Source organism: Bradyrhizobium sp. AT1 (assembly GCF_001590795.1).
Taxonomy (GTDB): domain Bacteria; phylum Pseudomonadota; class Alphaproteobacteria; order Rhizobiales; family Xanthobacteraceae; genus Bradyrhizobium.
Genome location: NZ_JXDL01000001.1, coordinates 2,421,700 through 2,442,996 on the forward strand (window position 1 = coordinate 2,421,700; position 21,297 = coordinate 2,442,996).

Sequence of the window (21,297 nt, forward strand, 5' to 3'; positions counted from 1 at the left end):
AAGCGCGGCCGAAGCGATCATGACGGATAATCCCCCGCCAGCGCGCCGAACAGGATGACGGCGGCAGTCGACGGGGCGCCGCCGCGGGCAAGCTGCTCGGCCAGCTCGGCAATGGTGGTGCGGACCAGCCGCTCGTCGGAACGGCCGAGGGATTCGGCGACCAGCGCCGGCGTATCCCCGGCGAGGCCGTGCGCGATCAATTTTGCGGCAAGCGCCGGAAAGGTGCGCCGGCCCATATAGACCACGGTCGTCGCCTCAGGATCGGCCAGCGCCGCCCAGTTCAGGTTCGGTGGCAGCTCGCCTGTGACATCGGCGCCGGTGATGAATTGCACCCGGCGCGCGGTGTGGCGGCGGGTCAGGGGAATGCCGGCTTGCGCGGCGGCTACACAGGCCGAGGTGACGCCGGGAATGATCTCATAGCCGATGCCCGCCTCGCGCAGCGTTTCGATCTCCTCCTCGAGCCGGCCGAAGATGCCGGCGTCGCCCGACTTGAGCCGCACCACGCGCACGCCTGTGGCGGCATAGTCGACCAGGAGACGGTTGACATGGTGCTGCTTGGTCGAGGGGCGCCCGGCCCGTTTTCCCACCGCGACGAGATTGGCCCCGGGCCGGGCGAGATCGAGGATCGCGCCGGAGGCAAGATCGTCATAGAGCACGACGTCGGCCTCGCGCAGCCGCGCGGCCCCCTTGAGCGTGAGCAGTTCAGGATCGCCGGGACCGGCGGAGACGAAGGAGACAAAACCGCTCACCGGTCCTCCGCGATCAGATGGAAGAACGTGCCGCTGACGTGGCCCCGCCGCGAGCCGGTCTCGGCGATGACAGCGCCGGTCGCATCATGCACGACCGCGAGCGGCGTGTCAGGCTGCGCGAGGATGGTCGAATAGTGGAACTCATGGCCGCGCAGACGTGCCCCGGCGCGATGTCCCGGCGTCGGCGCGGCGAGCGTTGCGAGGCGATAGCCCAGATGCATGCGGCGTTTGGCAAAGCTGGTCTCGAGCCCAAGCAAGCCCGTCATCTCATGGCGGACACCGTCCGCGTCGGTCAAGGCGGTTCCCAGCACCATATAGCCCCCGCATTCGCCGTGCACGGAGCGCGTCTCGGCGAAGGCGCGCAGGCCCTCGCGAAAACGCGCATTGGCCGCGATCCTGCCGGCATGAAGCTCGGGATAGCCGCCGGGCAGCCAGCACACATCGGCGTTCGTATCAGGCGCTTCGTCGGCCAGCGGCGAGAATGGCACGATCTCCGCGCCCGCCGCGCGCCAGCCCTCCAGCATGTGCGGATAGACGAAGGAGAACGCGGCATCGCGTGCCAGCGCGATGCGCTGGCCGGGCGGCGTCACGTTCAAGCCATTTGCGGCCGGCTGCGGCGACCATCCGGCTGCAGATCGCAACACCGCATCGAGATCGACATGCTCGGCAACGAAGCGCGCGGCTTCGTCGATCAATTTGCCGATCTCCGCCTGCTCTTCGGCCTGCACCAGACCGAGATGCCGCTTCGGCAGGCTGATCTCGGCATGGCGCGGCAGCGCGCCGAACACGGCGATGCCAGCATCGCCGAGTGCGCGCCGCACGAGATCTTCATGGCGCGGGCTGGCGACGCGGTTGAGCACGACGCCCGCGAGCCTCACGCCGGGGCGATAATCACGCAGGCCTGCGGCGATGGCGGCTGCGGTCTGCGCCTGCCCCGAGGGATCGATCACCAGCAGCACCGGCCAGCCCAGCATCTCCGCGATATCAGCGGTGGCGCCGGTGCCGGAGACCCCGCGCGCGGCGACGCCGTCGAACAGGCCCATCGAGCCCTCGGCAAGCACGACATCGGCATCCGCACCGCGGCTGACGAGATGCGCGATGCTGCCGCCATCCATCGCCCAGCTATCGACGTTGACGGAGGCCCGTCCGGTCGCCGCGGCGTGAAAAGCGGGATCGATATAGTCGGGCCCGCTCTTGAAGCACTGCACGTTCAATCCGCGCTGGCGAAAGGCACGCGCGAGCGCCAGCGTCAGCGTGGTCTTGCCGACGCCGGAGGCCGGTGCGGAGATGACGAGGCTCGCCGCCATCAGCTCGCCTCCGGAAAACGCGGTTCAGTGCCGACGGGCCGATAGCGCCGATCGTAATCGGCCGCATAGAGGCGGCTCTCGTCGAAATCCGCAGCGCCAAGCGTCCTGCCGACCAGGATCAGCGCCGTGCGCTCCATTTCCGTGCCGACGGCGGCATCGAGTGCGCCGAGCGTCGCGCGGACGATGCGCTGGTCCGGCCAGCTGGCGCGCCAGACGATCGCGACCGGGCAATCCGCACCGTAATGCGGCGTGAGCTCGGCGACGACCTGGTCGAGCAGATGAATCGAGAGATGGATCGCGAGCACCGCACCGGTCGCGGCGAAGCTGGCGAGCTTCTCGCCGTCGGGCATCGCGCTGGCGCGGCCCGGCGTGCGCGTCAGCACCACCGTCTGGGCAAGACCGGGCAACGTCAACTCCGCTTCGATCGCAGCCGCGGCGGCGGAGAAAGACGGCACGCCCGGCGTCACCGTAAAGGGAATGCCGAGCGCGCGCAGGCGGCGCAGCTGCTCGCCCATCGCCGACCAGATCGAGAGATCCCCGGAGTGCAGCCGCGCGACATCCTTGCCGTCAGCATGCGCGGCGGCGATCTCCGCGATGATCTCGTCGAGCGACAGCGGCGCGGTGTTGACGATGCGCGCGCCGGATGGGCAATGCGCCAGCACGCCTTCGGGCACCAGCGAGCCGGCATAGAGGCAGACCGGACAGGCCGCGATCAAATCGCGTCCACGCAGCGTCAGCAAATCGGCCGCGCCCGGTCCTGCGCCGATGAAATGCACCGTCATGCGCCGTCTCCTTCGGCGATCGCCGCGGTCGCGGTGCGATCCTGCGAGACCACGCGCGTCGCAATCAGCCGGGCCCGAGGGCCCGCCGCAGCGAGCGCCGCGGCCTCGGCGACCGATCCCGTGCCGAATTTTTCCACGACGCGTTCTGATCGCGTCGGCGTATCGATGCCGGACAACTTGTCGGCGTGAACGGCCTTGATCGGCACATCGCATTCACGCGCGAGTTGCTGCAGCGCCTCCGCGTCGGCTTTGTCGGCGACGGTCGCCAAAGCTGCGAGGCCCTCGGAGCCGCCTGCAGCCAGCAGAGCCTCCCGCAGCGACGCCAGCGTGACATCCCTTCTAAATCCGAGCCCGGCGACCTTCATCGGACTACACTCCACTGCACCACCGGGCGAGACGCATCCCAGGAGCGGTAGCGGCCAAGCGGCGCGGCGTGCGCGATCTCGACCCGCATCAGTTCGCCGCCGTGATGCTGGTGCAGCTGGCCGAGCAGTGCTTCTGTTTCCAGCGTCACCGCATGCGCGACAAGCCGCGTGCCAGGCGCGAGCCGAGACCAGATGGCGTCGAACATTGTATTATCGAGACCGCCGCCGATGAACACGGAATCCGGCACTTTCAGCGCCGCGAGAGCTTCGGGCGCCCTGCCTGTGATGACCGAGATCTTGTGCTCCACCCCAAACGCCTCCGCATTGCTGCGGATGTTCGTTGCACGGTCCTCACACGCCTCGACGGCGATCGCCGTCCCGCCGCACAGCGCCCATTCAACTGAAATCGAGCCCGAGCCGGCGCCGATGTCCCACAACGTGCTGCCCGCAAGCGGCCCGAGCGCGGAGAGCGCCAGGGCGCGCACAGGCCGCTTGGTGATCTGACCATCGTGAGCGAAGAGAGCGTCCGGCAGCCCCGAGCTGCGAGACAAGCCGCTCGCTCCTTTCGCCTCCAGCGCGACAGCAACCAGCTTTCCCATGGCAGCGTCTGCATAGCTCCCAGCGCGATGCTCACGAACGCTTTCATGCGGTCCGCCGAGCGCAGCAAGGGTCCAGAATGCGGAGGCGCCCCATCCGCGCTCCGCCAGCCATCTGGCGAGATCCCCAGCCGCCTTCCCGTCGCGCAAGAGGCAGATGATGCGCGCCCCTCGCGCCAGATGCGGCACGAGACGCTCAAATGGCGCGGCATGGAGGCCGATGCACGTCACCGACTCCAGCCGCCAGCCCAAGCGCGCGGCCGCGAGCGAGAAAGTCGACGGTGCCGGATGCGCCATCCACTCGTCGCTACCGAGCTTCTCGGCGAGAACGGCGCCTGCGCCGTGCCAGAACGGATCGCCGGAGGCCAGCACCACGGTCGGCCGGCCGCGGCAGTTCAGCACGACATCCGCGTCGAACGGCACCGGCCACGGTCGGCTGCGGCCGCCTACGTCCGCCAGCGCAAGATGACGCTCGCCGCCGAACACGGTTTCAGCCCCCGCAAGCGCCTTTCGGCTTGCTTCGGATAGCCCCTCAAGGCCATCTTCGCCGATACCGATGATGGTCAGCCAGGGATCAGACATGATGCGCGCCCTCATACTGGGCGGAACGGCCGATGCGAGCTTGCTCGCCGCGGAGATCGCGCGGGCCGGGCTCGACGCTGTCTATTCCTATGGTGGCCGCACCCGCGCGCCCGCCAACCAGCCGCTGCCGACCCGCATCGGCGGGTTTGGCGGCGTGAGCGGACTTGCCGACTACATTCGCCGCGAAGCCATCACGCATGTGATCGACGCGACGCATCCGTTCGCTGCCGAGATGAGCCGCAACGCGGTCGCGGCGTGCATGGAGACCGATACGCCGCTGATTGCGCTGGAACGAGTACCTTGGACCGGGATGTCCGACGACAACTGGATCGAGGTCGCAGATGTCAACACTGCCGTCGCCGCACTGCCGGAGGCAACCGCAAACGTTTTCCTCGCCATCGGCCGCCAGCACATCGCACCATTCGCGGGCAAGCCGCAGCACGCCTATACGCTGCGCTTCGTCGATCCGCCCGAAACGTCCCTGCCCTTCGCGGCGGACGTGATCGTGTCGCGCGGACCGTTTACGCTTCACAGCGAGCTCGAGATGATGCGCACCCGTGAGATCGCGTGGATCGTCGCCCGCAATTCCGGCGGCGACGGCGCGCGCGCCAAGATCGACGCGGCGCGAATGCTCGGCCTGCCCGTGGTCATGATCTCGCGACCGGAGCTGCCCGGGCGGCCCCGGGTCGAGAGCGTCGCTGAGGTGATGCAGTGGCTCGGTCATTCGGCCCGTCTCGGTGCATAGACCCAGCGGCCGACGCGGCGTGTCTGCGAATTTCCGACGATGACCAGCGTGCGCATGTCAGCCATTTCGGGTGTCGCTTCGTTCAGCGTCAACGTCTCGATCTTCTCATCGGCCGCGCTGATCGCGCGTGCAAAGATCACGAGGCGCTCGCCGCAGCCGATCTCTTTCAGCACCGCAAGCGCGCGGCCAAATCCTGCCGGCCGGCTCGCCGAGCGCGGATTGTACATCGCGATGGAAAAATCGGCCTCCGCGGCGAGCCGCAGCCGCTTCTCGATCACTGGCCAGGGCTTGAGATTGTCGGACAGATTGATCGCGCAGAAATCATGGCCGAGCGGCGCGCCGGCGCGCGCGGCGGCTGCCAGCATGGCGGTGATGCCGGGCAGCACCCGGATCGGCAGCGCCTGATATTGCGGCGCCTGCTCCAGCGCCTCGAACACCGCGGAGGCCATCGCGAACACGCCGGGATCGCCGGAGGACACGATGACCACCTGCCCGCCGTCCGCGGCAAGCCGCAAAGCCTCGCCGGCGCGCTGCAGTTCCTCGCGATTGTCGGAAGGATGCAGGTTAAGTCCAGCACGCGGCGGCACGCGCGCGACATAGGGGGCGTAACCGAGAATGTCAGTCGCTGACGCCAGCGCGGCCGTGACCTCGGGCGTCACCAGCGCGTCGCTGCCCGGCCCGAGGCCCGCGATGGTCAGCGTCCCCGTCATTCGGCGGCGTCCAGGTGGCGGCCCTTGCCGTGAACCAGCACGATCGCGAAATAAGGACAATCGGCGGCGTCGATCTCCGCCAGCCGCGCGACACGCTCGCCCGGCATGGTGCCGCGCTCGACCAGCCAGGCATCGTCCAGCCGGCCGGCAGATGCGAGCGCGCGGCGCACCTTTGCGAGATTGCGGCCGGTCTTCATGACGACGAGCGCGTCGGAATCCCGCATGCGCCGCTCGAGCTCAGCTTCGGGAAGCGTGCCCATCAGCACCGTCGTCACGTCGTCGCCGAGCGCGATCGGCTGGCCCACGCCATTCCAGCAACCGACCATGCCGGGAATGCCGGCGATCACCTCGATCTCGACGCGGCCTTGCAGGCGCGTGTGCAGATGCATGAAGGAGCCGTAGAAATAGGGATCGCCCTCGCAGAGCACGACGACGTCGACTGCGCGCGACAACCGCGCCAGGCGCTCGGCCCATTCGTCATAGAAGCCGGCAAGCAGTTGAACGTATTCCACGCTGTCGAAGGCAATCTCCGTCGTCACAGGATATTCCATGGGGTATTCGGTGACGCCAGTGGGCAGCATACCCTCGACGATGCGCCGCGCCTGACCCGGCCGACCCTTCTTGCGGAAATAGGCGACGTGCTGCGCGGCGCGCACGGTGCGATCGGCGCGCACGCTCATCAAATCGGGATCACCGGGGCCGAGACCGCAGCAGATGATACGTCCCATCGCTATTCGCTCCGGCTCGCCAACGCGTTCACGGCGGCGACCGTGATTGCGGAGCCGCCGAGACGGCCTTCGACCGTCAGCGCCGGCACCGGCGGATCGGCCATCAGCGCCGCCTTGGACTCGGCCGCGCCGACGAAACCGACGGGACAGCCGATGATGGCCGCGGGCCGCGGACAATCGCGATCTTCCAGCATGTTGAGCAGATGAAACAGCGCCGTCGGCGCATTCCCGATCGCGACGATTGCCCCGCCGAGATGCGGCCGCCACAGCTCCAGCGCCGCGGCCGAACGGGTGTTACGCATGGACTGGGCGAGCGCGGGCACTTTCTCGTCGCCGAGCGTGCAGATGACGGCATTGGCCGCGGGAAGCCTTGCGCGCGTAATCCCTTCCGAGACCATGCGCGCGTCGCACAGGATCGGCGCGCCTCTCAGCAAGGCGGCGCGCGCGGCAGCCGCCATGCCTGGCGTGAAGCGGATATGCGCCTCCAGGCCAACCATGCCGGCGGCATGGATCATTCGCACCACGACCGGCTCCTCGTCGGGCGAAAAGCGCGCAAGATCGGCCTCGGCGCGGATCGTCGCGAAGGACTGCCGATAGATCGCCGCGCCATCGGTCTCATAAGTGTGCGGCATCAGTGCCCTCCCACCAGGATGGAGGGATCGCTGACGATGTCGGTGCCGGCCAGGCCACGCAGGGCCGGCTCGTCGCGCGTCGAGCCGTCGCGGACCAGATCGAAGCCGGCGCCTGTCGCAACCAGCGTAACGGCGGCCGAACCGGAATGCGCGCAACCCTTGCCACAGCCGGAAACGTGCAGGCGTGCATCTGGGGCAATGCGCGGCGCGAGCGCCGCGGCCAGCGCGCGCGTATCGGCATGGGCTTCGCGGCAGCGGGGCGCACCACTGCAGGCGATGACGCGCAGCGCGGGATCGAACGGTTCGGTGATGAGGCCCGCCGCGCTCGGCATCTCGCGCTTGCCCTCGCTCAGCACCATCCGCCAAGGCGTCATGCGCAGAGCATGTCCGCAGGCCGCGAACTGATGCAGCGTCGTGTGCAGCAACTGCCCGAACGCGACGCCGACCATTGCGCCTTGCGGATAGTGTCCGGGCCGCGACGCCGCCATGACGGGCGCGGGCTCGGTCTCGCCGCGCAGCGATTGCGGCAGAGCTGCGCCCGAGGCGATGTGGGCCGCCATGCGCCCTCGCCCGTCCCTCGCGCCGCCGGAGACCAGGAACCAGCTTGCGAGCGCGAGCGCGGTTCTGACGGCCTCGCCGCGTGCGACGGAGCGGCCGAGCCTTGCACCATCGGCCCGCACCAGGAGACGGCCCGACCGATCGCGCTCGATACGGATGTCCGCGGAATCGCCGGCGAGCACCCGCGATCGTCCGTCATCGATGGCGAAGCCGAACTTGGTGGGAAGCGCGAGGCCGCTGTCGGCGAGCGCCTCCTCCAGCTCTGCGGCGAGCGACTGTGTCTGGTCGTCGCCGCTCCAGAACGGCATCACCAGGATATTGCGCCGGGCTTCGATCTCGGCGTCGGGATCGAGCAGCGCCAGTTGCGCAAGGCCGTCGAGCAGCGGCCGATGGCTTTGCTCACTGACGCCGCGGATCTGCAGATTGGCGCGGCTCGTCACATCGATCAGGCCATTGCCGTGTTGCCCGGCGAGTTCGGCGAGTCCTGTGATCTGTGGCGCTTCAAGCCGTCCCCCGAACGGCCGCACCCGCACCACAAGCCCATCGCCCGACAACATCGGACGCAGCGCGCCGGGACACCAGCCTTTGACCGCGGCCGTACTCATGAGGCCTCCCGCAGCGCCGCGGCGATCGAGTTGCGGCGCGTCTGCCACAGCGCCGCATCGTGCAGGCGCGCAAAACAGGTTTCCATCGCGGCAAGGGCCGCCGGATTCTCGCGCGCCATGAAGGCGCGGACGTTATCATTGCCGAGGGTCGCATCGTAGTAGAGATCGAACAGATGCGGCGGCACGGCGCCGGCAAGATGCGCGAAAGCGGCCATGTGCTCCAGCGTCGCGGTGATCTCGGCGGCCCCGCGAAAACCGTGACGCATTATGCCCGCGATCCAGGCCGGATTGGCGGCGCGCGCGCGGACCACGCGGGAAATCTCTTCCGTCAGCGTGCGCGCATGCAGCTGCTCAGGGCGCGTCGTGTCGAGATGATAGAGCGATGGTCCTGCCGCGCCGAGATGCGCCGCAGCCGCTGCGACGCCCGCTTCATGCGCGGCGTAATCGGCGGCGAGCAGCAGATCGGTCTCCGGCAAATCCTGGACATGGACAAAGGCATCGGCCGAGGCGAGCCGCGCTTCGATCCCGGCGCGATCCTGCTGCATCTCGCCGTCGGCCGAGAACGCCCAGGACGAGGCCGACAGCCAGGCTTCGCCCGCGGCGTCGCGCGTCTCGGGCGTGAAGGCATCGGGGATCGCGGGGAGGCCGACGCCATATTGCCCGGGCCGCGGCGCGAACACGCGCGAGGTGCGGTGGCGGTATGGATTCTCCTCGCCCTCGTCGTCCCGGCCTGCGAGCGCTTCGGCAGCGGCCTCGAACATTTGCGCAAGGCCTGCGAAGACGTCGCGGAACAGGCCCGAGACGCGCAACGTGACATCGATGCGCGGGCGGCCGAGCTCGGCGGGCGCGATGATGTCGTAACCGGTGACGCGGCCGGAGGCGTGATCCCAGCGCGGCGCGAGCCCGGCCAGATGCAGCGCCATGGCGAACTCCTCGCCGGCGGTGCGCATCGTTGCCGAGCCCCAGAGATCGACGACGAGGCCTTTCGGCCAGTCGCCGTGATCTTGCAAATGACGGCGCAGCAGCTCCTCGGCGAGTTTTATTCCCTGCGCATGCGCCGACGGCGTCGGCACCGCGCGCGGATCGACGGCGAAGAGATTGCGCCCGGTCGGCATCACGTCGTGACGGCCGCGATAGGGCGAGCCCGATGGCCCTGGCGCGACGCGCTGGCCGGCAAGTGCGGCGCGCAGCGCATCGCGCTCGGCGTCACCGCAGACGCCGCGGCCGAACACGTGCAGACCGTCGCCGAACTGGCTTTCCTTGAGATCGCAGACGAAGCGATCGATGCGCGGAATCGCTTCGGCGGGCGCGGCCGAGGCATCGAGACCGAGATCGTCTTCGAGACCCGCCGCCCGCGCCTCGTCGCGGATCGCCGCGATCAGCCGCTGGCGGCGCGCGGGATCGAGACCGTCGGCGGTGGAATATTCGTCGAGCAGACGTTCGAGCCGGCGCAGGCCTTCCGGCACCGCGGAGGCTTCCAGCGGCGGCGGCAGATGACCGATGGTGACGGCGCCGATGCGCCGCTTGGCCTGCGCGGCCTCGCCGGGATCGTTGACGATGAAGGGATAGATGACGGGGAGATCGCCGATCAAGGTTTCCGGCCAACACGCGGATGACAGCGCGACGGATTTCCCGGGCAGCCATTCCAGCGTGCCATGCGCGCCCATATGCACGACGGCGTCGATCCCCTGCTCGCGGAGCCAGAGATAGAACGCGACGTAAGCGTGGCGCGGCGTGCGCGCGAGATCGTGATAGTCGGCATCACGCGTGGCCGCGTCGCCACGCTCGGGCTGCACTGCGATGATCGATTGACCGCACGCGATGGCGGCGAAATGAAAGGCGCCGTCGCGGCAGCTCGGATCAGCCTCCGGCGCGCCCCAGGCTTGCGCGAGATCGTCCTGCAAGGCTTGCGGCAGGCGCGAGAGCGCCGCGCGGTAGTCGGCGACGCTCCAGGTCAAATTTTGCGTCAGCAGCGTCTCACCGAGAGCCTGAACCGGCGCGACATCGAAGCCAGCCTCGGCGAGATCGGACATCAGGGCCTCGGCCGAAGCCAGCGCATCGAGTCCCACCGCATGCGCGATCTGATGCGGCCGCCCCGGATAGTTCGAAAGCACGATCGCCAGCTGCTTCTCGGCGGTTGCCCGCTCCGCGAGGCGCCGCCACGCCGCAACGCGCGCGGCGACGGCTTTCACGCGCTCTTCATCGGGTCTGTGCGCCAGGTGCGAGAACTGCAAATCCGGATCGCGGTCGGCGGCCGATTTGAAGCTCATGACGCCCGCGAACAGCCGGCCATCGACCTCGGGCAGCACCACATGCATCGCGAGATCGCCGGGCGAGAGGCCGCGCAGCGAGGTCGCCCAATCCTCGCGCTGCGCGGTCGAGAGCGCAACCTGGAACACCGGGCACGATGCAGCATCGAACGGCGTCGTGCCGTCGTCGCCGATGGCCGAGAACGCCGTCGCGTTGACGATCGCCGCCGGAGGATTCGTCGCAAGATACGCGCGCAGCCAATCGGCAACGCCCGGGGCCTTCAGCGAGGTCACGAACGCGCCGTAGGCGTCGAATCCCTTATCGCGCAGCGCGGCGATCAGCGCATCGACCGGGCCGGTATCCGCGGCGGTGAGATAGGAGCGATAGAACGTGACGAGCGCGAGCGGCTGCGCGCCACCCGCCGGCGCTGCAATGACACCGCGCGCGGGATCGTAAAATCCCATCTCGGGCACGGTCATCTCGCCGATGACGGGACCGGCATAGAGTCCGGAAGCCAGCGCGAGCTGTGCAATCGCCGCTTGCGCCGCGACAGGTCCGCCGGTGTCGCAGAGCACCTTGAGCCGGCGCAGCGTCGAGACCGGCAGTGTCGAATACGCATCGAGCCTGACGTCATCGCGACCGTCCGCCGGCAGCACCGCAAGGACGATGCCCCGATCCTTTGCGAGCTGCTGAAGAGCCGCGAGGCCATACGCCCAATAGGACTCGCCGCCGATCAGCCGCACCAGGATGCCGCGCGCCTGCGACAGCGTCTTCTCGATATAGGTGTCGACCGAGAGCGGATGGCGCAGCTCCGCGAGATTGGCGAGGCGCAGCGACGGCAGGCTGCTCTGGCCGCGCCGCCAGCCGGCGGCAAACGCGGCGAGATCGGAATCCGAATAGGAGAGCGCCACGAGATCGGCCGGGTCCTGGCCGATGTCCCTTGGCGTCGCGGTCTCCTCCAGACCGCGGCTCTCGCGGAAGACGACGTGCATCAGATGCCAGATCCTGAAAGCCCAAGTCCTGCCTTGATGGCGGCCTCGTCGATATCGCCATGCTCGCCGATCACGACGAGCTTGGACTGCCGGAGACCCGCGCCCCATGGCTTGTCGAATTGGTGGCGCACGCGCTCACCCACCGCCTGCAGCAACAGGCGCATCGGCTTGCCCGCGACCGCGATGTAGCCCTTGGCGCGCAGCACATTCTGCTCGCGCGCCAGACGCTGAACCGATGCGACCAGCGCATCGACGTCGGTCACCTCAGGAAGATCGATCACTACAGAGTTGAAATCATCATGCTCGTGCTCCTCTTCGCCGTCATGGTGCGAGGGGCGCGCGGCGAGATCGTTTTCGGCGGCAGCGCCGAGGCCGAGGATGAGGCGCGCATCGATCGCACCGTCGGTGACGGGCAGCATCGGCACGCGGCGGGGCATCTCGGCGGTGATCACCGCCTTGGCGGCTTCGATCCCTGCGCTGCCGGCAAGATCGGCCTTGGTCAGCAGCACGATGTCGGCGCAGGCGATCTGGTCCTCGAACACTTCCGACAGCGGCGTCTCGTGATCGAGATTTTCGTCCGCCGCACGCTGCGCTTCCACCGCAGCCGGATCCGGCGCAAAGCGGCCGGCCGCGACAGCCTCGGCGTCGGCGAGCGCGATCACGCCATCGACCGTGATGCGCGAGCGGATCTCGGGCCAGTCGAACGCCTTCAAGAGCGGCTTCGGCAGCGCCAGGCCCGAGGTCTCGATCAGGATGTGATCGGGCCGCACCGGGCGCGCCAAAAGCTTCTCCATGGTCGGGATGAAATCGTCGGCGACCGTGCAGCAGATGCAGCCATTGGCGAGCTCGACGATGTTCTCCTCGGGGCAGTTTTCATCGGCGCAGGATTTCAGGATCTCGCCATCGACGCCCTCGCTGCCGAACTCGTTGACGAGCACCGCGAGCTTCATGCCATTGGGATTTGCGAGCAGATGCTGGATCAGCGTGGTCTTGCCGGAACCGAGGAAGCCGGTGACCACCGTAACCGGGACTTTTGCGAGCGAGTTCATTCGGCGGCCTCCGGCAACGCGGCAATAGGGGGAATGCGGGCAAGCGACTGCTTGCGGAATATTTCCGGCCGGCTGCGCCAGGGCACGAGCCCGTCGGGCGCGGCTGCGTAAGCCGCAGCACCTGCGACCACATCCTGGGCGTTCGTCTCGGAGAGGCGGCCATAGACATAGGACCACCGGCCGGGCGCGCTGAGCGCCACCGAGCAGCCCTGGCTGCAGGCCGAGAGGCATTCGACGGGAACCACATTGACGCCTTCGGGCACGCCCGCCTCGAGGATCGCTCCATGCAGGCGCTTGCCGGGCGTCGTCTCGCCCTCGCCGAGCGTCTCGCCGGCACGGCAGGTGATGCAGACGTGAAGTGTGACGGTCATCGCCTCTTCCAGATATCAGCGGGAGGCGATGAGGCACACGGACCATTCTTCAGAAGGCCCGTTTCCCCGTCGCGGAACACCCCGTCCGCCGGTCCAAAACTCGTCGCGCTGGCAGGTCTCCCGGCTTGCGGAGCAGGGTTTTGCCCTTCGATCCCCGCCTTCCCGATCCCCCAGGGAATCAGTGGCTTTGGGCATCTCTCCGGTCACGGTCGCGGGGGCGGCTGCATTTTGGACCCAAATCTTGCCGATTCGGACCCTATCGCATTCCCTCTTCGCCTGTCATAGGACAGGAACCAACGCAGGGTCACCATTTGCCGGTGGCCGCCTCTTGTCAAGCCGAAGGACCGGGACCCATGACGCCTGAACCGGATACCCAAACCACTGAGGATACCGACAGCAGGCACGCCGCGAAAATGGCGAAGAAGAAGGCCGCCCGCGACAAGATCATGGCGACCAAGAGCGGCGAAAAGGGCCTCATCATCGTCCACACCGGCGCCGGCAAGGGCAAGTCCTCCTCGGCCTTCGGCATGATCGTGCGCTGTGTCGCCCATGGCTTCCCCTGCGCCGTCGTGCAGTTCATCAAGGGCGCCTGGGACACCGGCGAGCGGCGCCTGCTCACCGGCCATTTCGGCGATCTCTGCCAGTTCCACGCGATGGGCGAAGGCTTCACCTGGGAGACGCAGGACCGCGCCCGCGACATCGCCGCCGCCCGCGCCGGCTGGGAGAAGGCCAAGGAACTGATATCAGATGAGAGCTTGCGCATGGTCGTGCTCGACGAGATCAACATCGCGCTGCGCTACGACTATCTCGACATCGCCGAGGTGGTGGAGTTCCTGACGACCTCGAAGCCGCCGATGACTCACGTCGTGCTCACCGGGCGCAACGCCAAGGACGAGCTGATCGAGATCGCCGATCTCGTCACCGAGATGACGCTGGTCAAGCACCCCTTCCGCTCCGGCATCAAGGCGCAGGCCGGCGTCGAGTTCTGAACGACGATGGCACGCGCGTTGATGATCCAGGGGGCCGGCTCGGACGTGGGCAAGTCGCTCATCGTCGCCGGCCTTGCGCGCGCCTTCACGCGGCGGGGCTTGCGTGTGCTGCCGTTCAAGCCGCAGAACATGTCGAACAACGCCGCCGTCACCGTCGACGGCGGCGAGATCGGCCGCGCCCAGGCGCTGCAGGCGCTGGCCGCCGGCGTCGAGCCGCACACCGACATGAATCCGGTGCTTCTCAAGCCCGAGACTGACGTCGGCGCGCAGGTCATCGTGCATGGAAAGCGCATCGCGACCGCGCGTGCGCGCGACTACGCGGCGATGAAGCCGTCACTGATGGGCGCGGTGCTGGAGAGTTTCGAGCGCCTCAAGGCACGATCTGATCTGGTGCTGGTCGAAGGCGCAGGCAGCCCGGCCGAGGTGAACTTGCGCAAGTCCGACATCGCCAATATGGGCTTTGCGCGCAAGGCCGATGTTCCGGTCGTGCTGGTCGGCGACATCGACCGCGGCGGCGTCATCGCCCAGCTCGTCGGCATCAAGACCGTGATCGACCCTGACGACGCCGCAATGATCCAGGGTTTCGTCATCAACAAGTTCCGCGGCGATCCCACGCTGTTCGACGACGGCTACAGATTGATCGCGGAGAAGACGGCCTGGCGTGGCTTCGGCGTGCTGCCCTGGTTTGCCCGCGCCGGCGAGTTGCCGGCCGAGGATGCGCTGGGCCTGAGCGATGCGCGCAAGCCCGGCCAATGCAAGATCGCTTGCCTCGCGCTGTCGCGCATCGCCAATTTCGACGATCTCGATCCGCTCAAGCTCGAGCCCGGCGTCGACCTCGTGATGGTGCGCCCGGGCGAGGCAATCCCCGGCGACGTCAGGCTCGTCATCATCCCCGGCTCAAAGTCCACCCGCGGCGATCTCGCCTTTTTACGCGCGCAGGGCTGGGACATCGATCTGCTTGCTCATCACCGTAGGGGCGGCCATGTGCTCGGCCTTTGCGGCGGCTATCAGATGCTCGGACGCAGCGTCGCTGATCCCGAAGGCATCGAAGGCCCTGCGGGAGACACAGCAGGGCTGGGGCTGCTGGATGTCGAGACGGTGATGAGCCCGCACAAGACGTTGACACGCGTCGCGGCTGTGCATGCGGCGACGGATCAGCCGATCGAGGCCTACGAAATTCACATCGGCCGCACCGACGGGCCCGATCGCGCTCGCCCATTCGCGAAGCTGAACGGCGAGCCGGAAGGCGCGGTCTCGCGCGACGGCCGGGTGCAGGGCAGCTATCTGCATGGCCTCTTCACCTCGGATGATTTTCGCAAGGCCTATCTCGCCAAGCTCGACATTCCCGCAGGCAGCGAGCCCTATCACGCCCGGGTCGAGAGCGCGCTCGATGCGTTGGCCGAACACATCGAAAAACATCTCGACGTCGACGGCCTGCTCGCGCTAGCGCGCTAGCGCTTCGGCAAGCCGCGTCCATTCGCTTTCGCTGCCGGGCAGCCCGAGGCGCAGCCACGCCGGATTGTGCGCGAAGGCGCGCGACCAGATCTGGCTGCGTGCGAGCTTCTCCTGCGCAGCAAGAGCGTCCGGCGTCCCGTAAAGTCGAAACAGCGAAGCGCCGCCGACAAGCCGCCAGCCCTGCCCTCGCGCCATTTCGTCGAGGCGAGCACAGTCCCTCGCGAGCCGCTCGGACGTGGCTTCCGACCAGGCACCATCGCGCAAGGCGCGGCAGCCGATCGCGATCGCCGCACCTGAGACGGGCCATGGCCCCGACATCGCGGCAAGCTTGTCGATATCGGCGGCATGACCGATTGCAAATCCCAGCCGCAGTCCCGCAAGGCCGTAAAATTTTCCGAAGGAGCGCAGGACCAACAGTCCAGGCCGATCCGCTTCGGGCGCGAGCGATGTCTGGGGGACGGAGTCGGCAAAGCTTTCGTCGATGACGAGACGGCCGACGCGCGGCAGCAGCGCCAGCAAATCCTTTGGCGCTTGATTCCGGCCATCGGGATTGTTGGGATTGACGACGATGGCGAGGTCTGCGCTTGCCAGCGCGCCGAGCTCGCTGACCTCCTGCACATCCCAGCCCGCGGCCGACAGCACACCGGCATACTCATTATAGGTCGGAGCTAGGATGCGCGCGCGGCCGGGCGGCCCGAGTTGCGGCAGCAATTGGATCGCGGCCTGCGCACCGCCCGTCGCCACGATCGGCGCGCGCGTGCGATAGGCGTGCTGCGCCGCCCGATGCAGCGCCTCGATCTCGGCACGCGACGGCAACGCGGTCCATGCGTGCGCGCTCACCCCGCCCACGGGGTAAGGCACCCGGTTGATTCCGGTCGACAGATCGATCCAGTCATCAGTGCGGCCGCCAAACCGCTGCTGGGCCAGATCGAGATTTCCACCGTGCTCGCGCATGCCTCCTTCTTTCACGCGAAGGCCAGGATCGCAAGCATACCGGCGAGCAGCAGCATGGCGCGGCGATAGACCGTCAGTGCCTCAGCGATGTCGCGGGCGAGCGGATCGCGCGCGCCCTCGTTCAGCCAGGGCTCGTCGGTCGTGCTGCCGTGATAGATCCGGGGGCCGCTGAGCCGCACGCCGAGCGCGCCGGCCATGGCTGCTTCCGGCCAGCCGGCATTGGGCGAGCGGTGACGGCGCGCATCGCGCGTCATGCACGACAGCGCCTCGGATCGTCTTGGTGCCAGCAGCACGAACAGGAATCCGGTCAGGCGCGCCGGAATGAAATTGGCGAGATCGTCGATGCGCGCGGCCGCCCAGCCGAACGCTTCGTGGCGCTCGCTGCGATGGCCGATCATGGAATCCAGCGTGTTGATCGCCTTGTAGCCCAAGATTCCGGGCAGCCCGAACACCGCGCCCCAGAACACCGGTGCGACGATGCCGTCCGAGGCGTTCTCGGCAAGACTCTCGATCGCCGCGCGCGCGATGCCGGCCTCATCCAGCGCTGTGGGATCACGGCCGACGATGCGCGAGACCGCCTCGCGGGCGCCGGCGATATCACCGGCCAGCAACGGCGCCGCCACCGCCGCGACATGATCATGCAGCGAGCGCAATGCGACCAACGGCCAGGAGAGGACACCAACCAGCACGATCTGGAGCCAGCCCGTGGGAAGCAAAACCTGAAGCATCCAGCCGACCGCAACCGAGATCGCGATCACCACGGACGCTCCAGCAACGCCCGCGGCACGGCGGAGTGCCGGTGGATCGGAATCGCGATTCCAACCGGCATCGATGACACCGATCAGCCGCCCCAGCCAGGTCACGGGATGGCCGATGCGCGCGAACAGCCACGACGGCCAGCCCAAGAGGGCATCCACCGCCATCGCCACCACCATCGCGCCCGCAAAGCCCAATCCTACCTCCTGTCACGCCCCTGTTGCGCAAAGCGTGGGCCAAGCGCAAGCCCCCGGCGGCCTGATTTCGGCTTTGTCTTTGACCGCGTTTGGTGATTAGTCAGGCCCTCGAGGAGACTTTCATGGCCGTCATCTTGATCACGGGCGGGGCGCGATCGGGCAAGAGCAAGCGCGCGGAAATGCGTACGCGCGCCTTTCCTGGGCGGCCCGTCTACGTCGCGACGGCCGAAGCGCTCGACAGCGAGATGGAAGCACGTATCGCCAGCCATCGCGCGCGGCGCGGAACCGACTGGATCGAGCGCGAGGTGCCGCTCGATCTCCTGGCCGCGCTGGTCGCGAGCGATGGCGGCGGCGCACGGCTGGTGGATTGCCTGACGCTGTGGCTCTCCAATTTGATGCACGCCGAGCGCAATTGGGAACGAGAGGTGACCGAGCTCGCCGCCGCCCTGCCCCGTCTGAACAGCCCCGTCGTCCTCGTCACCAACGAGGTCGGCCTCGGCATCGTCCCCGACAACGCGCTGGCCCGCAGCTTTCGCGACGCCGCGGGTATCATGAACCAGAACATCGCGGCCGTTGCCGACGAGGTCGAGTTCATCGTCGCCGGCCTTCCCATGAAATTGAAATGATGCCGCGCGCCGAGCTTCTCAAAGACATCGTTGCCGATCTCCGGATGGCGGCGTCGTTCGTGACGATTCTTCCCGTCGCATCGTCGAAGCCCGCAGGCGACGGTGCCGTGGCGCGCGCGACCTGGGCGCTTCCCGTTGCGGGATTGCTGGTCGGCCTTGTCGGCGCGATGGTCTACAAGATCGCCAGCCGGTTCGGACTGACACCGAACCTTGCCGCCCTGCTCGCCTTGACGGCGACCGCTCTCATCACCGGCGCACTGCATGAAGACGGCCTTGCCGACACTGCCGATGGGCTCGGCGGCGGGCGAACGCGCGAGCGCAAGCTCGATATCATGCGCGACAGCCGGATCGGGACCTATGGCGTCTGCGCGCTGATCCTGTCGTTTGGCCTGCGCTGGAGCGCGATCGCCGCGATCGCCAATCCATGGGCCGTCACGCTGGCGCTCTGCGCCGCGCACATTGCGGCCCGCGCGGGTGTGCCCGCCTTCATGTCGCTGGTACCCCCGGCGCGGCCAGACGGCCTCTCGGCGAGTGCGGGAGCGCCGCCCGGCCGCAGCGTCGCCATTGCGTTCGCACTTGGGGCCCTCGCCCTCGCCCTCGCGCTGGGGCCCGGCAAGGCGCTGGTCGGCCTGCTTCTGCTGTCGCTCGCGGGCCTGATGCTGGCGCGGCTCGCCATCCGGCAGATCGGCGGGCAGACCGGCGATATCCTCGGTGCGTTCGAGCAATTGGGCGAGATCCTGATCCTGCTGGTTGCGGCCGCCTTCCAGGTGGGAGGCTAGTTCATGGTCGAGTTCGACGACACTTTCCGCCGGCATTTGCGCGAGCTGTTCGTGTGGCGTCGCGACGTACGCCGGTTTCGCAGCGACCCGCTTCCGGATGGCGCGATCGATCGCCTGATCGAGACCGCATGTCTGTCGCCATCGGTCGGCCTCAGCCAGCCCTGGCGTTTCGTCGTCGTCGACGATGCCGCACGCCGCCGTGCCGTGGCCGACGATTTCAAGGCCTGCAATGCCGACGCTTTGGGTTCTTATGCCGGCGAACGTGCGGCGCGCTATGCCACGCTGAAACTGTCGGGCTTGGAGCAGGCGCCCGGCCATCTCGCCGTGTTCGCCGAAAAGGCCAGCGACATCGGCCACGGCCTCGGCCGCGCTACCATGCCGGAGACCACGGAATATTCCGTGGTCGCCGCCATCACGGCGATGTGGCTCGCCGCGCGCGCCGAGGGCATCGGTCTCGGCTGGGTGTCGATCCTCAATCCGGATCGCATCCACGCCGTTCTCGACGTACCCAATAGCTGGAAGTTCATTGCCTATCTCTGCATCGGCTATCCCGAAGTCGAGTGCGACCAGCCGGAGCTCGAGCAGGCGAGATGGGAGCACCGGCGCGGGGCGGAGGAATTTACGCTGCGGCGTTGATCGAGCGGCGCACAAGCTCGTTCGCCGGACGCAAACTGTTCAAGACTTCCGGTTTCGTGCCCCGGACGCAGCGCAGCGCCTCTTTGGCGGTGCGCTGCAGAGCCGGGGCCCACGCGACAGCCGGCGCTATGGCCTTCTGGGTCCCGGCTCTGCGGCGCGTCACTGCGTGCCGCACCGCGTCCGGAACACGGGAAGCGCCGGTTACGACTTACGTGCCGCAACCGCCGGCGCAGCACTTTCCTGCTTCTGGAACATCAGCAGCGGCCGGAAGATCACGCGGCCATAGGCCTCGTAATGGTTCTGGGTCGAGACCGCCATCTTCAGCGGCGTCGCGTAGTTCGCCTCGAAGGTCATGAATGACGCATAGGTCCAGGAGAAGCCGACGCCGACCGAAGCCATTTCGGTGACGCCGGGGAAGGTCGAATACACCGCTCCGTAATCGGTGAAGATATAGGTGTCGAAGCCCCTCAGCCATTGCGACCAGTTGTAGTGCAGCTCGGCGTTGAAATAATAGCCGCTGTCACCGGATGCCGCGTTGGAGGGATAGCCGCGCACGGTGGTGGGGCCGCCGATCGAGAAGATCTGGTCGCCCGGCAGCAGCTTCTCCTGCGTGTACTGCCAGCTCGCCAGCACATTGGCGCTGAAGTTCGCCGGTCCCGCGGCGCTGGTCGCGATCAGCGAGCCGGTATAGGTGCTGAACGCGCGGTTGTTGCCGAGCACGTAGTCGTGCCACGCTACGTAGTTCACCGCCGGCGACACCGTGATCGAATAGGTGTTGCCCGACTTGGTCACCGAGAGGCCCGCCGTGGATTTGTCGTAGTGGTCGTCGGTCACGGCGACCGTGGCGAAGCGGCTGACCGTCTTGCCCTCGGTCAGGGCTGCGTTGAGCAGCACCAGCCAGTCCTGTGTCACCCAGACCGGCTGGCTGAAATTGACCGCCGCCTGGCTCGACCGACCGGTGACGTCGAGCGCGACGAACGGTCCCTGGACGATCTTGATCTTGCCTTCGGTATAGCTGAGGCCGGCGCGACCGCCCCAGGGATTGACCGGGATGCTGTAGGCGACGTTGCCGTTGAGATTTCCGTCGGATCGGACGCCATAGAAGGTCAGGCGGTCATCGACCCCGAACAGGCCGTGGCGCTTGTAGAAGGCCCCGCCCTCCCAACGCCCGGTGTTCTCGGCGCCCTGGTTGTCGGTGAAGAGCTGCAGGGTGTCGACCGGCGGCTCGATCACCGCGAATTGGAGGTCGGTGAGGCCGAAGCTCGTGCCGGGCTGCAGCAGCGCCTTGATCTGCACGTCGTTGGTCCGGTTGAACCAGATCACGTCGCGGTTGAGCTTGGGAACGTCGAGCACCTCGCCTTCGGGCTCCTTCACGCGCTGAAGGATGTAGTCGGTGCGGGTCTGCTTGTTGCCTTCGACGGTCGTCTTTTGCAGCCGGCCTTCGGTCAGCTTGACGCGGACGATTCCGCCCTTGGCATCCTGCTCGGGCAGCGTCGCGATGCCCGTGACGATGCCGCGCGCGGCATAGACGGCGTTGATGTCGGCGACGAGCTGCAACAGCGCGGCGATATCGACGTCCTTGCCGACATATTTCTTCGCGATTTCATCCAGCTCGGCCGGCGTGATGAACCTGGATTCGTCGAACGTGACCTTGCGCAGGCGGAATTTCGGCCCGCCCGGCCTCAGGAGCTGTGGCTTCTCGCGCTCGCCGCCGATCACAGCCGGCCCCGTGAGCTTCGGCGGTGCGCTCTGCTGTTCGAGCTGGCGGCGCTGCCGGTCGACATCGTTCTGGATCACGCCGGGATTGATCGACTGGGCGCGTGCGGATGCAATGCAGGACCCTGCAAGCCCGATCACCAGAGCTGCCCTCAGAACCCGCATTCT

The 21,297-nt window shown here is 67.7% G+C and carries 21 protein-coding genes and 1 riboswitch; of the genes, 6 read left to right on the forward strand and 15 right to left on the reverse strand.

Translation table 11 applies throughout. The annotated features are described in order from the left end of the window. Positions 1-17: 17 nt before the first annotated feature. Genes cobA through SE92_RS11710 form a run of 5 tightly spaced genes read right to left on the reverse strand, consistent with a single transcriptional unit; the run spans position 18 to position 4,381 of the window. Positions 18-749, reverse strand: coding sequence for a uroporphyrinogen-III C-methyltransferase (gene cobA, locus SE92_RS11690; RefSeq protein WP_063195838.1), 732 nt, complete (start codon positions 747-749; stop codon positions 18-20). Beyond that, on the reverse strand, positions 746-2,056 hold the full coding sequence (locus tag SE92_RS11695) for a cobyrinic acid a,c-diamide synthase CobB (protein WP_063195839.1): 1,311 nt from the start codon (positions 2,054-2,056) through the stop codon (positions 746-748). The genes cobA and SE92_RS11695 overlap by 4 nt, the downstream gene beginning before the upstream one ends. Beyond that, positions 2,056-2,838 (reverse strand): precorrin-4 C(11)-methyltransferase, encoded by a 783-nt coding sequence (cobM, locus tag SE92_RS11700; protein ID WP_063195840.1) that lies wholly within the window; start codon positions 2,836-2,838, stop codon positions 2,056-2,058. Before cobM ends, SE92_RS11695 begins: the two co-directional genes overlap by 1 nt. After that, positions 2,835-3,203, reverse strand: a complete 369-nt coding sequence (locus tag SE92_RS11705) for a cobalamin biosynthesis protein (RefSeq protein ID WP_063195841.1) — start codon at positions 3,201-3,203, stop codon at positions 2,835-2,837. Before SE92_RS11705 ends, cobM begins: the two co-directional genes overlap by 4 nt. Then, a complete protein-coding gene (locus tag SE92_RS11710) occupies positions 3,200-4,381 on the reverse strand; it encodes a bifunctional cobalt-precorrin-7 (C(5))-methyltransferase/cobalt-precorrin-6B (C(15))-methyltransferase (RefSeq protein WP_063203472.1) in 1,182 nt (393 codons plus the stop codon). The genes SE92_RS11705 and SE92_RS11710 overlap by 4 nt, the downstream gene beginning before the upstream one ends. Between SE92_RS11710 and SE92_RS11715 the strand changes: the two genes are divergently transcribed. Next, positions 4,380-5,126 carry a cobalt-precorrin-6A reductase gene (locus tag SE92_RS11715; RefSeq protein WP_063195842.1) on the forward strand — a complete coding sequence of 249 codons (747 nt, stop codon included), beginning with the start codon at positions 4,380-4,382 and terminating at the stop codon, positions 5,124-5,126. The genes SE92_RS11710 and SE92_RS11715 overlap by 2 nt on opposite strands. On the opposite strand, the gene cobJ is transcribed toward SE92_RS11715, so the two are convergent. From cobJ to SE92_RS11750, 7 genes are read right to left on the reverse strand one after another with little or no spacing between them, the layout of a single operon-like run. Further along, positions 5,102-5,836: a precorrin-3B C(17)-methyltransferase gene (cobJ, locus tag SE92_RS11720; protein WP_063195843.1), complete on the reverse strand. Its 735-nt coding sequence runs from the start codon at positions 5,834-5,836 to the stop codon at positions 5,102-5,104. The genes SE92_RS11715 and cobJ overlap by 25 nt on opposite strands. Beyond that, positions 5,833-6,564, reverse strand: a complete 732-nt coding sequence (locus tag SE92_RS11725) for a precorrin-2 C(20)-methyltransferase (protein WP_063195844.1) — start codon at positions 6,562-6,564, stop codon at positions 5,833-5,835. Before SE92_RS11725 ends, cobJ begins: the two co-directional genes overlap by 4 nt. A 2-nt stretch (positions 6,565-6,566) precedes the next feature. After that, positions 6,567-7,196 carry a precorrin-8X methylmutase gene (locus SE92_RS11730; protein ID WP_063195845.1) on the reverse strand — a complete coding sequence of 210 codons (630 nt, stop codon included), beginning with the start codon at positions 7,194-7,196 and terminating at the stop codon, positions 6,567-6,569. Next, on the reverse strand, positions 7,196-8,359 hold the full coding sequence (gene cobG / locus SE92_RS11735) for a precorrin-3B synthase (protein WP_063203473.1): 1,164 nt from the start codon (positions 8,357-8,359) through the stop codon (positions 7,196-7,198). Before cobG ends, SE92_RS11730 begins: the two co-directional genes overlap by 1 nt. Next, positions 8,356-11,601 (reverse strand): cobaltochelatase subunit CobN, encoded by a 3,246-nt coding sequence (gene cobN, locus SE92_RS11740; protein WP_063195846.1) that lies wholly within the window; start codon positions 11,599-11,601, stop codon positions 8,356-8,358. Before cobN ends, cobG begins: the two co-directional genes overlap by 4 nt. Beyond that, positions 11,601-12,650, reverse strand: coding sequence for a cobalamin biosynthesis protein CobW (cobW, locus tag SE92_RS11745; RefSeq protein WP_063195847.1), 1,050 nt, complete (start codon positions 12,648-12,650; stop codon positions 11,601-11,603). Before cobW ends, cobN begins: the two co-directional genes overlap by 1 nt. After that, the gene (locus tag SE92_RS11750) at positions 12,647-13,021 is read right to left on the reverse strand and encodes a DUF1636 family protein (protein WP_063195848.1); all 375 of its coding nucleotides are present in this window, start codon (positions 13,019-13,021) and stop codon (positions 12,647-12,649) included. The genes cobW and SE92_RS11750 overlap by 4 nt, the downstream gene beginning before the upstream one ends. A gap of 93 nt (positions 13,022-13,114) precedes the next feature. Beyond that, a riboswitch (cobalamin riboswitch) is annotated at positions 13,115-13,334 on the reverse strand. Positions 13,335-13,374: 40 nt separating this feature from the next. On the opposite strand from SE92_RS11750, the gene cobO reads away from it, so the two are divergent. Beyond that, positions 13,375-14,010, forward strand: coding sequence for a cob(I)yrinic acid a,c-diamide adenosyltransferase (gene cobO / locus SE92_RS11755; RefSeq protein WP_063195849.1), 636 nt, complete (start codon positions 13,375-13,377; stop codon positions 14,008-14,010). Positions 14,011-14,016: 6 nt separating this feature from the next. After that, entirely contained in the window at positions 14,017-15,465 is a 1,449-nt protein-coding gene (locus tag SE92_RS11760; RefSeq protein ID WP_063195850.1) for a cobyric acid synthase, read from the forward strand. Here SE92_RS11760 and cobD read toward each other — a convergent pair. Continuing rightward, positions 15,454-16,419 (reverse strand): threonine-phosphate decarboxylase CobD, encoded by a 966-nt coding sequence (cobD, locus tag SE92_RS11765; protein ID WP_063195851.1) that lies wholly within the window; start codon positions 16,417-16,419, stop codon positions 15,454-15,456. The genes SE92_RS11760 and cobD overlap by 12 nt on opposite strands. Before the next feature lie 11 nt (positions 16,420-16,430). After that, on the reverse strand, positions 16,431-17,372 hold the full coding sequence (cbiB, locus tag SE92_RS11770; protein ID WP_063195852.1) for an adenosylcobinamide-phosphate synthase CbiB: 942 nt from the start codon (positions 17,370-17,372) through the stop codon (positions 16,431-16,433). Between the two features lie 122 nt (positions 17,373-17,494). Here cbiB and cobU point away from each other — a divergent pair, with 122 nt between their 5' ends. The 3 genes from cobU to bluB are packed head-to-tail and all read left to right on the forward strand — an operon-like array spanning position 17,495 to position 19,413. Continuing rightward, on the forward strand, positions 17,495-17,998 hold the full coding sequence (gene cobU, locus SE92_RS11775) for a bifunctional adenosylcobinamide kinase/adenosylcobinamide-phosphate guanylyltransferase (protein WP_063195853.1): 504 nt from the start codon (positions 17,495-17,497) through the stop codon (positions 17,996-17,998). Further along, the gene (gene cobS, locus SE92_RS11780; RefSeq protein ID WP_063195854.1) at positions 17,995-18,777 is read left to right on the forward strand and encodes an adenosylcobinamide-GDP ribazoletransferase; all 783 of its coding nucleotides are present in this window, start codon (positions 17,995-17,997) and stop codon (positions 18,775-18,777) included. The genes cobU and cobS overlap by 4 nt, the downstream gene beginning before the upstream one ends. Before the next feature lie 3 nt (positions 18,778-18,780). Further along, a complete protein-coding gene (bluB, locus tag SE92_RS11785) occupies positions 18,781-19,413 on the forward strand; it encodes a 5,6-dimethylbenzimidazole synthase (protein WP_063195855.1) in 633 nt (210 codons plus the stop codon). Positions 19,414-19,614: 201 nt separating this feature from the next. On the opposite strand, the gene SE92_RS11790 is transcribed toward bluB, so the two are convergent. Further along, positions 19,615-21,294, reverse strand: a complete 1,680-nt coding sequence (locus tag SE92_RS11790) for a ShlB/FhaC/HecB family hemolysin secretion/activation protein (protein ID WP_063195856.1) — start codon at positions 21,292-21,294, stop codon at positions 19,615-19,617. Between the last annotated feature and the right edge of the window lie 3 nt (positions 21,295-21,297).

Excerpts from the sequence above, each read along its gene's own strand:
- cobO (WP_063195849.1), top strand. The coding sequence starts at position 13,375 with ATGACGCCTGAACCGGATACCCAAACCACTGAGGATACCGACAGCAGG.
- SE92_RS11710 (WP_063203472.1), bottom strand. The coding sequence starts at position 4,381 with ATGTCTGATCCCTGGCTGACCATCATCGGTATCGGCGAAGATGGCCTT.
- cobS (WP_063195854.1), top strand. The coding sequence starts at position 17,995 with ATGATGCCGCGCGCCGAGCTTCTCAAAGACATCGTTGCCGATCTCCGG.
- SE92_RS11695 (WP_063195839.1), bottom strand. The coding sequence starts at position 2,056 with ATGGCGGCGAGCCTCGTCATCTCCGCACCGGCCTCCGGCGTCGGCAAG.
- SE92_RS11790 (WP_063195856.1), bottom strand. The coding sequence starts at position 21,294 with ATGCGGGTTCTGAGGGCAGCTCTGGTGATCGGGCTTGCAGGGTCCTGC.
- SE92_RS11760 (WP_063195850.1), top strand. The coding sequence starts at position 14,017 with ATGGCACGCGCGTTGATGATCCAGGGGGCCGGCTCGGACGTGGGCAAG.
- SE92_RS11725 (WP_063195844.1), bottom strand. The coding sequence starts at position 6,564 with ATGGGACGTATCATCTGCTGCGGTCTCGGCCCCGGTGATCCCGATTTG.
- cobU (WP_063195853.1), top strand. The coding sequence starts at position 17,495 with ATGGCCGTCATCTTGATCACGGGCGGGGCGCGATCGGGCAAGAGCAAG.
- cobD (WP_063195851.1), bottom strand. The coding sequence starts at position 16,419 with ATGCGCGAGCACGGTGGAAATCTCGATCTGGCCCAGCAGCGGTTTGGC.
- SE92_RS11705 (WP_063195841.1), bottom strand. The coding sequence starts at position 3,203 with ATGAAGGTCGCCGGGCTCGGATTTAGAAGGGATGTCACGCTGGCGTCG.
- cobW (WP_063195847.1), bottom strand. The coding sequence starts at position 12,650 with ATGAACTCGCTCGCAAAAGTCCCGGTTACGGTGGTCACCGGCTTCCTC.
- SE92_RS11750 (WP_063195848.1), bottom strand. The coding sequence starts at position 13,021 with ATGACCGTCACACTTCACGTCTGCATCACCTGCCGTGCCGGCGAGACG.
- cobJ (WP_063195843.1), bottom strand. The coding sequence starts at position 5,836 with ATGACGGGGACGCTGACCATCGCGGGCCTCGGGCCGGGCAGCGACGCG.
- SE92_RS11730 (WP_063195845.1), bottom strand. The coding sequence starts at position 7,196 with ATGCCGCACACTTATGAGACCGATGGCGCGGCGATCTATCGGCAGTCC.
- bluB (WP_063195855.1), top strand. The coding sequence starts at position 18,781 with ATGGTCGAGTTCGACGACACTTTCCGCCGGCATTTGCGCGAGCTGTTC.
- cobG (WP_063203473.1), bottom strand. The coding sequence starts at position 8,359 with ATGAGTACGGCCGCGGTCAAAGGCTGGTGTCCCGGCGCGCTGCGTCCG.
- cobM (WP_063195840.1), bottom strand. The coding sequence starts at position 2,838 with ATGACGGTGCATTTCATCGGCGCAGGACCGGGCGCGGCCGATTTGCTG.
- SE92_RS11715 (WP_063195842.1), top strand. The coding sequence starts at position 4,380 with ATGATGCGCGCCCTCATACTGGGCGGAACGGCCGATGCGAGCTTGCTC.
- cobN (WP_063195846.1), bottom strand. The coding sequence starts at position 11,601 with ATGCACGTCGTCTTCCGCGAGAGCCGCGGTCTGGAGGAGACCGCGACG.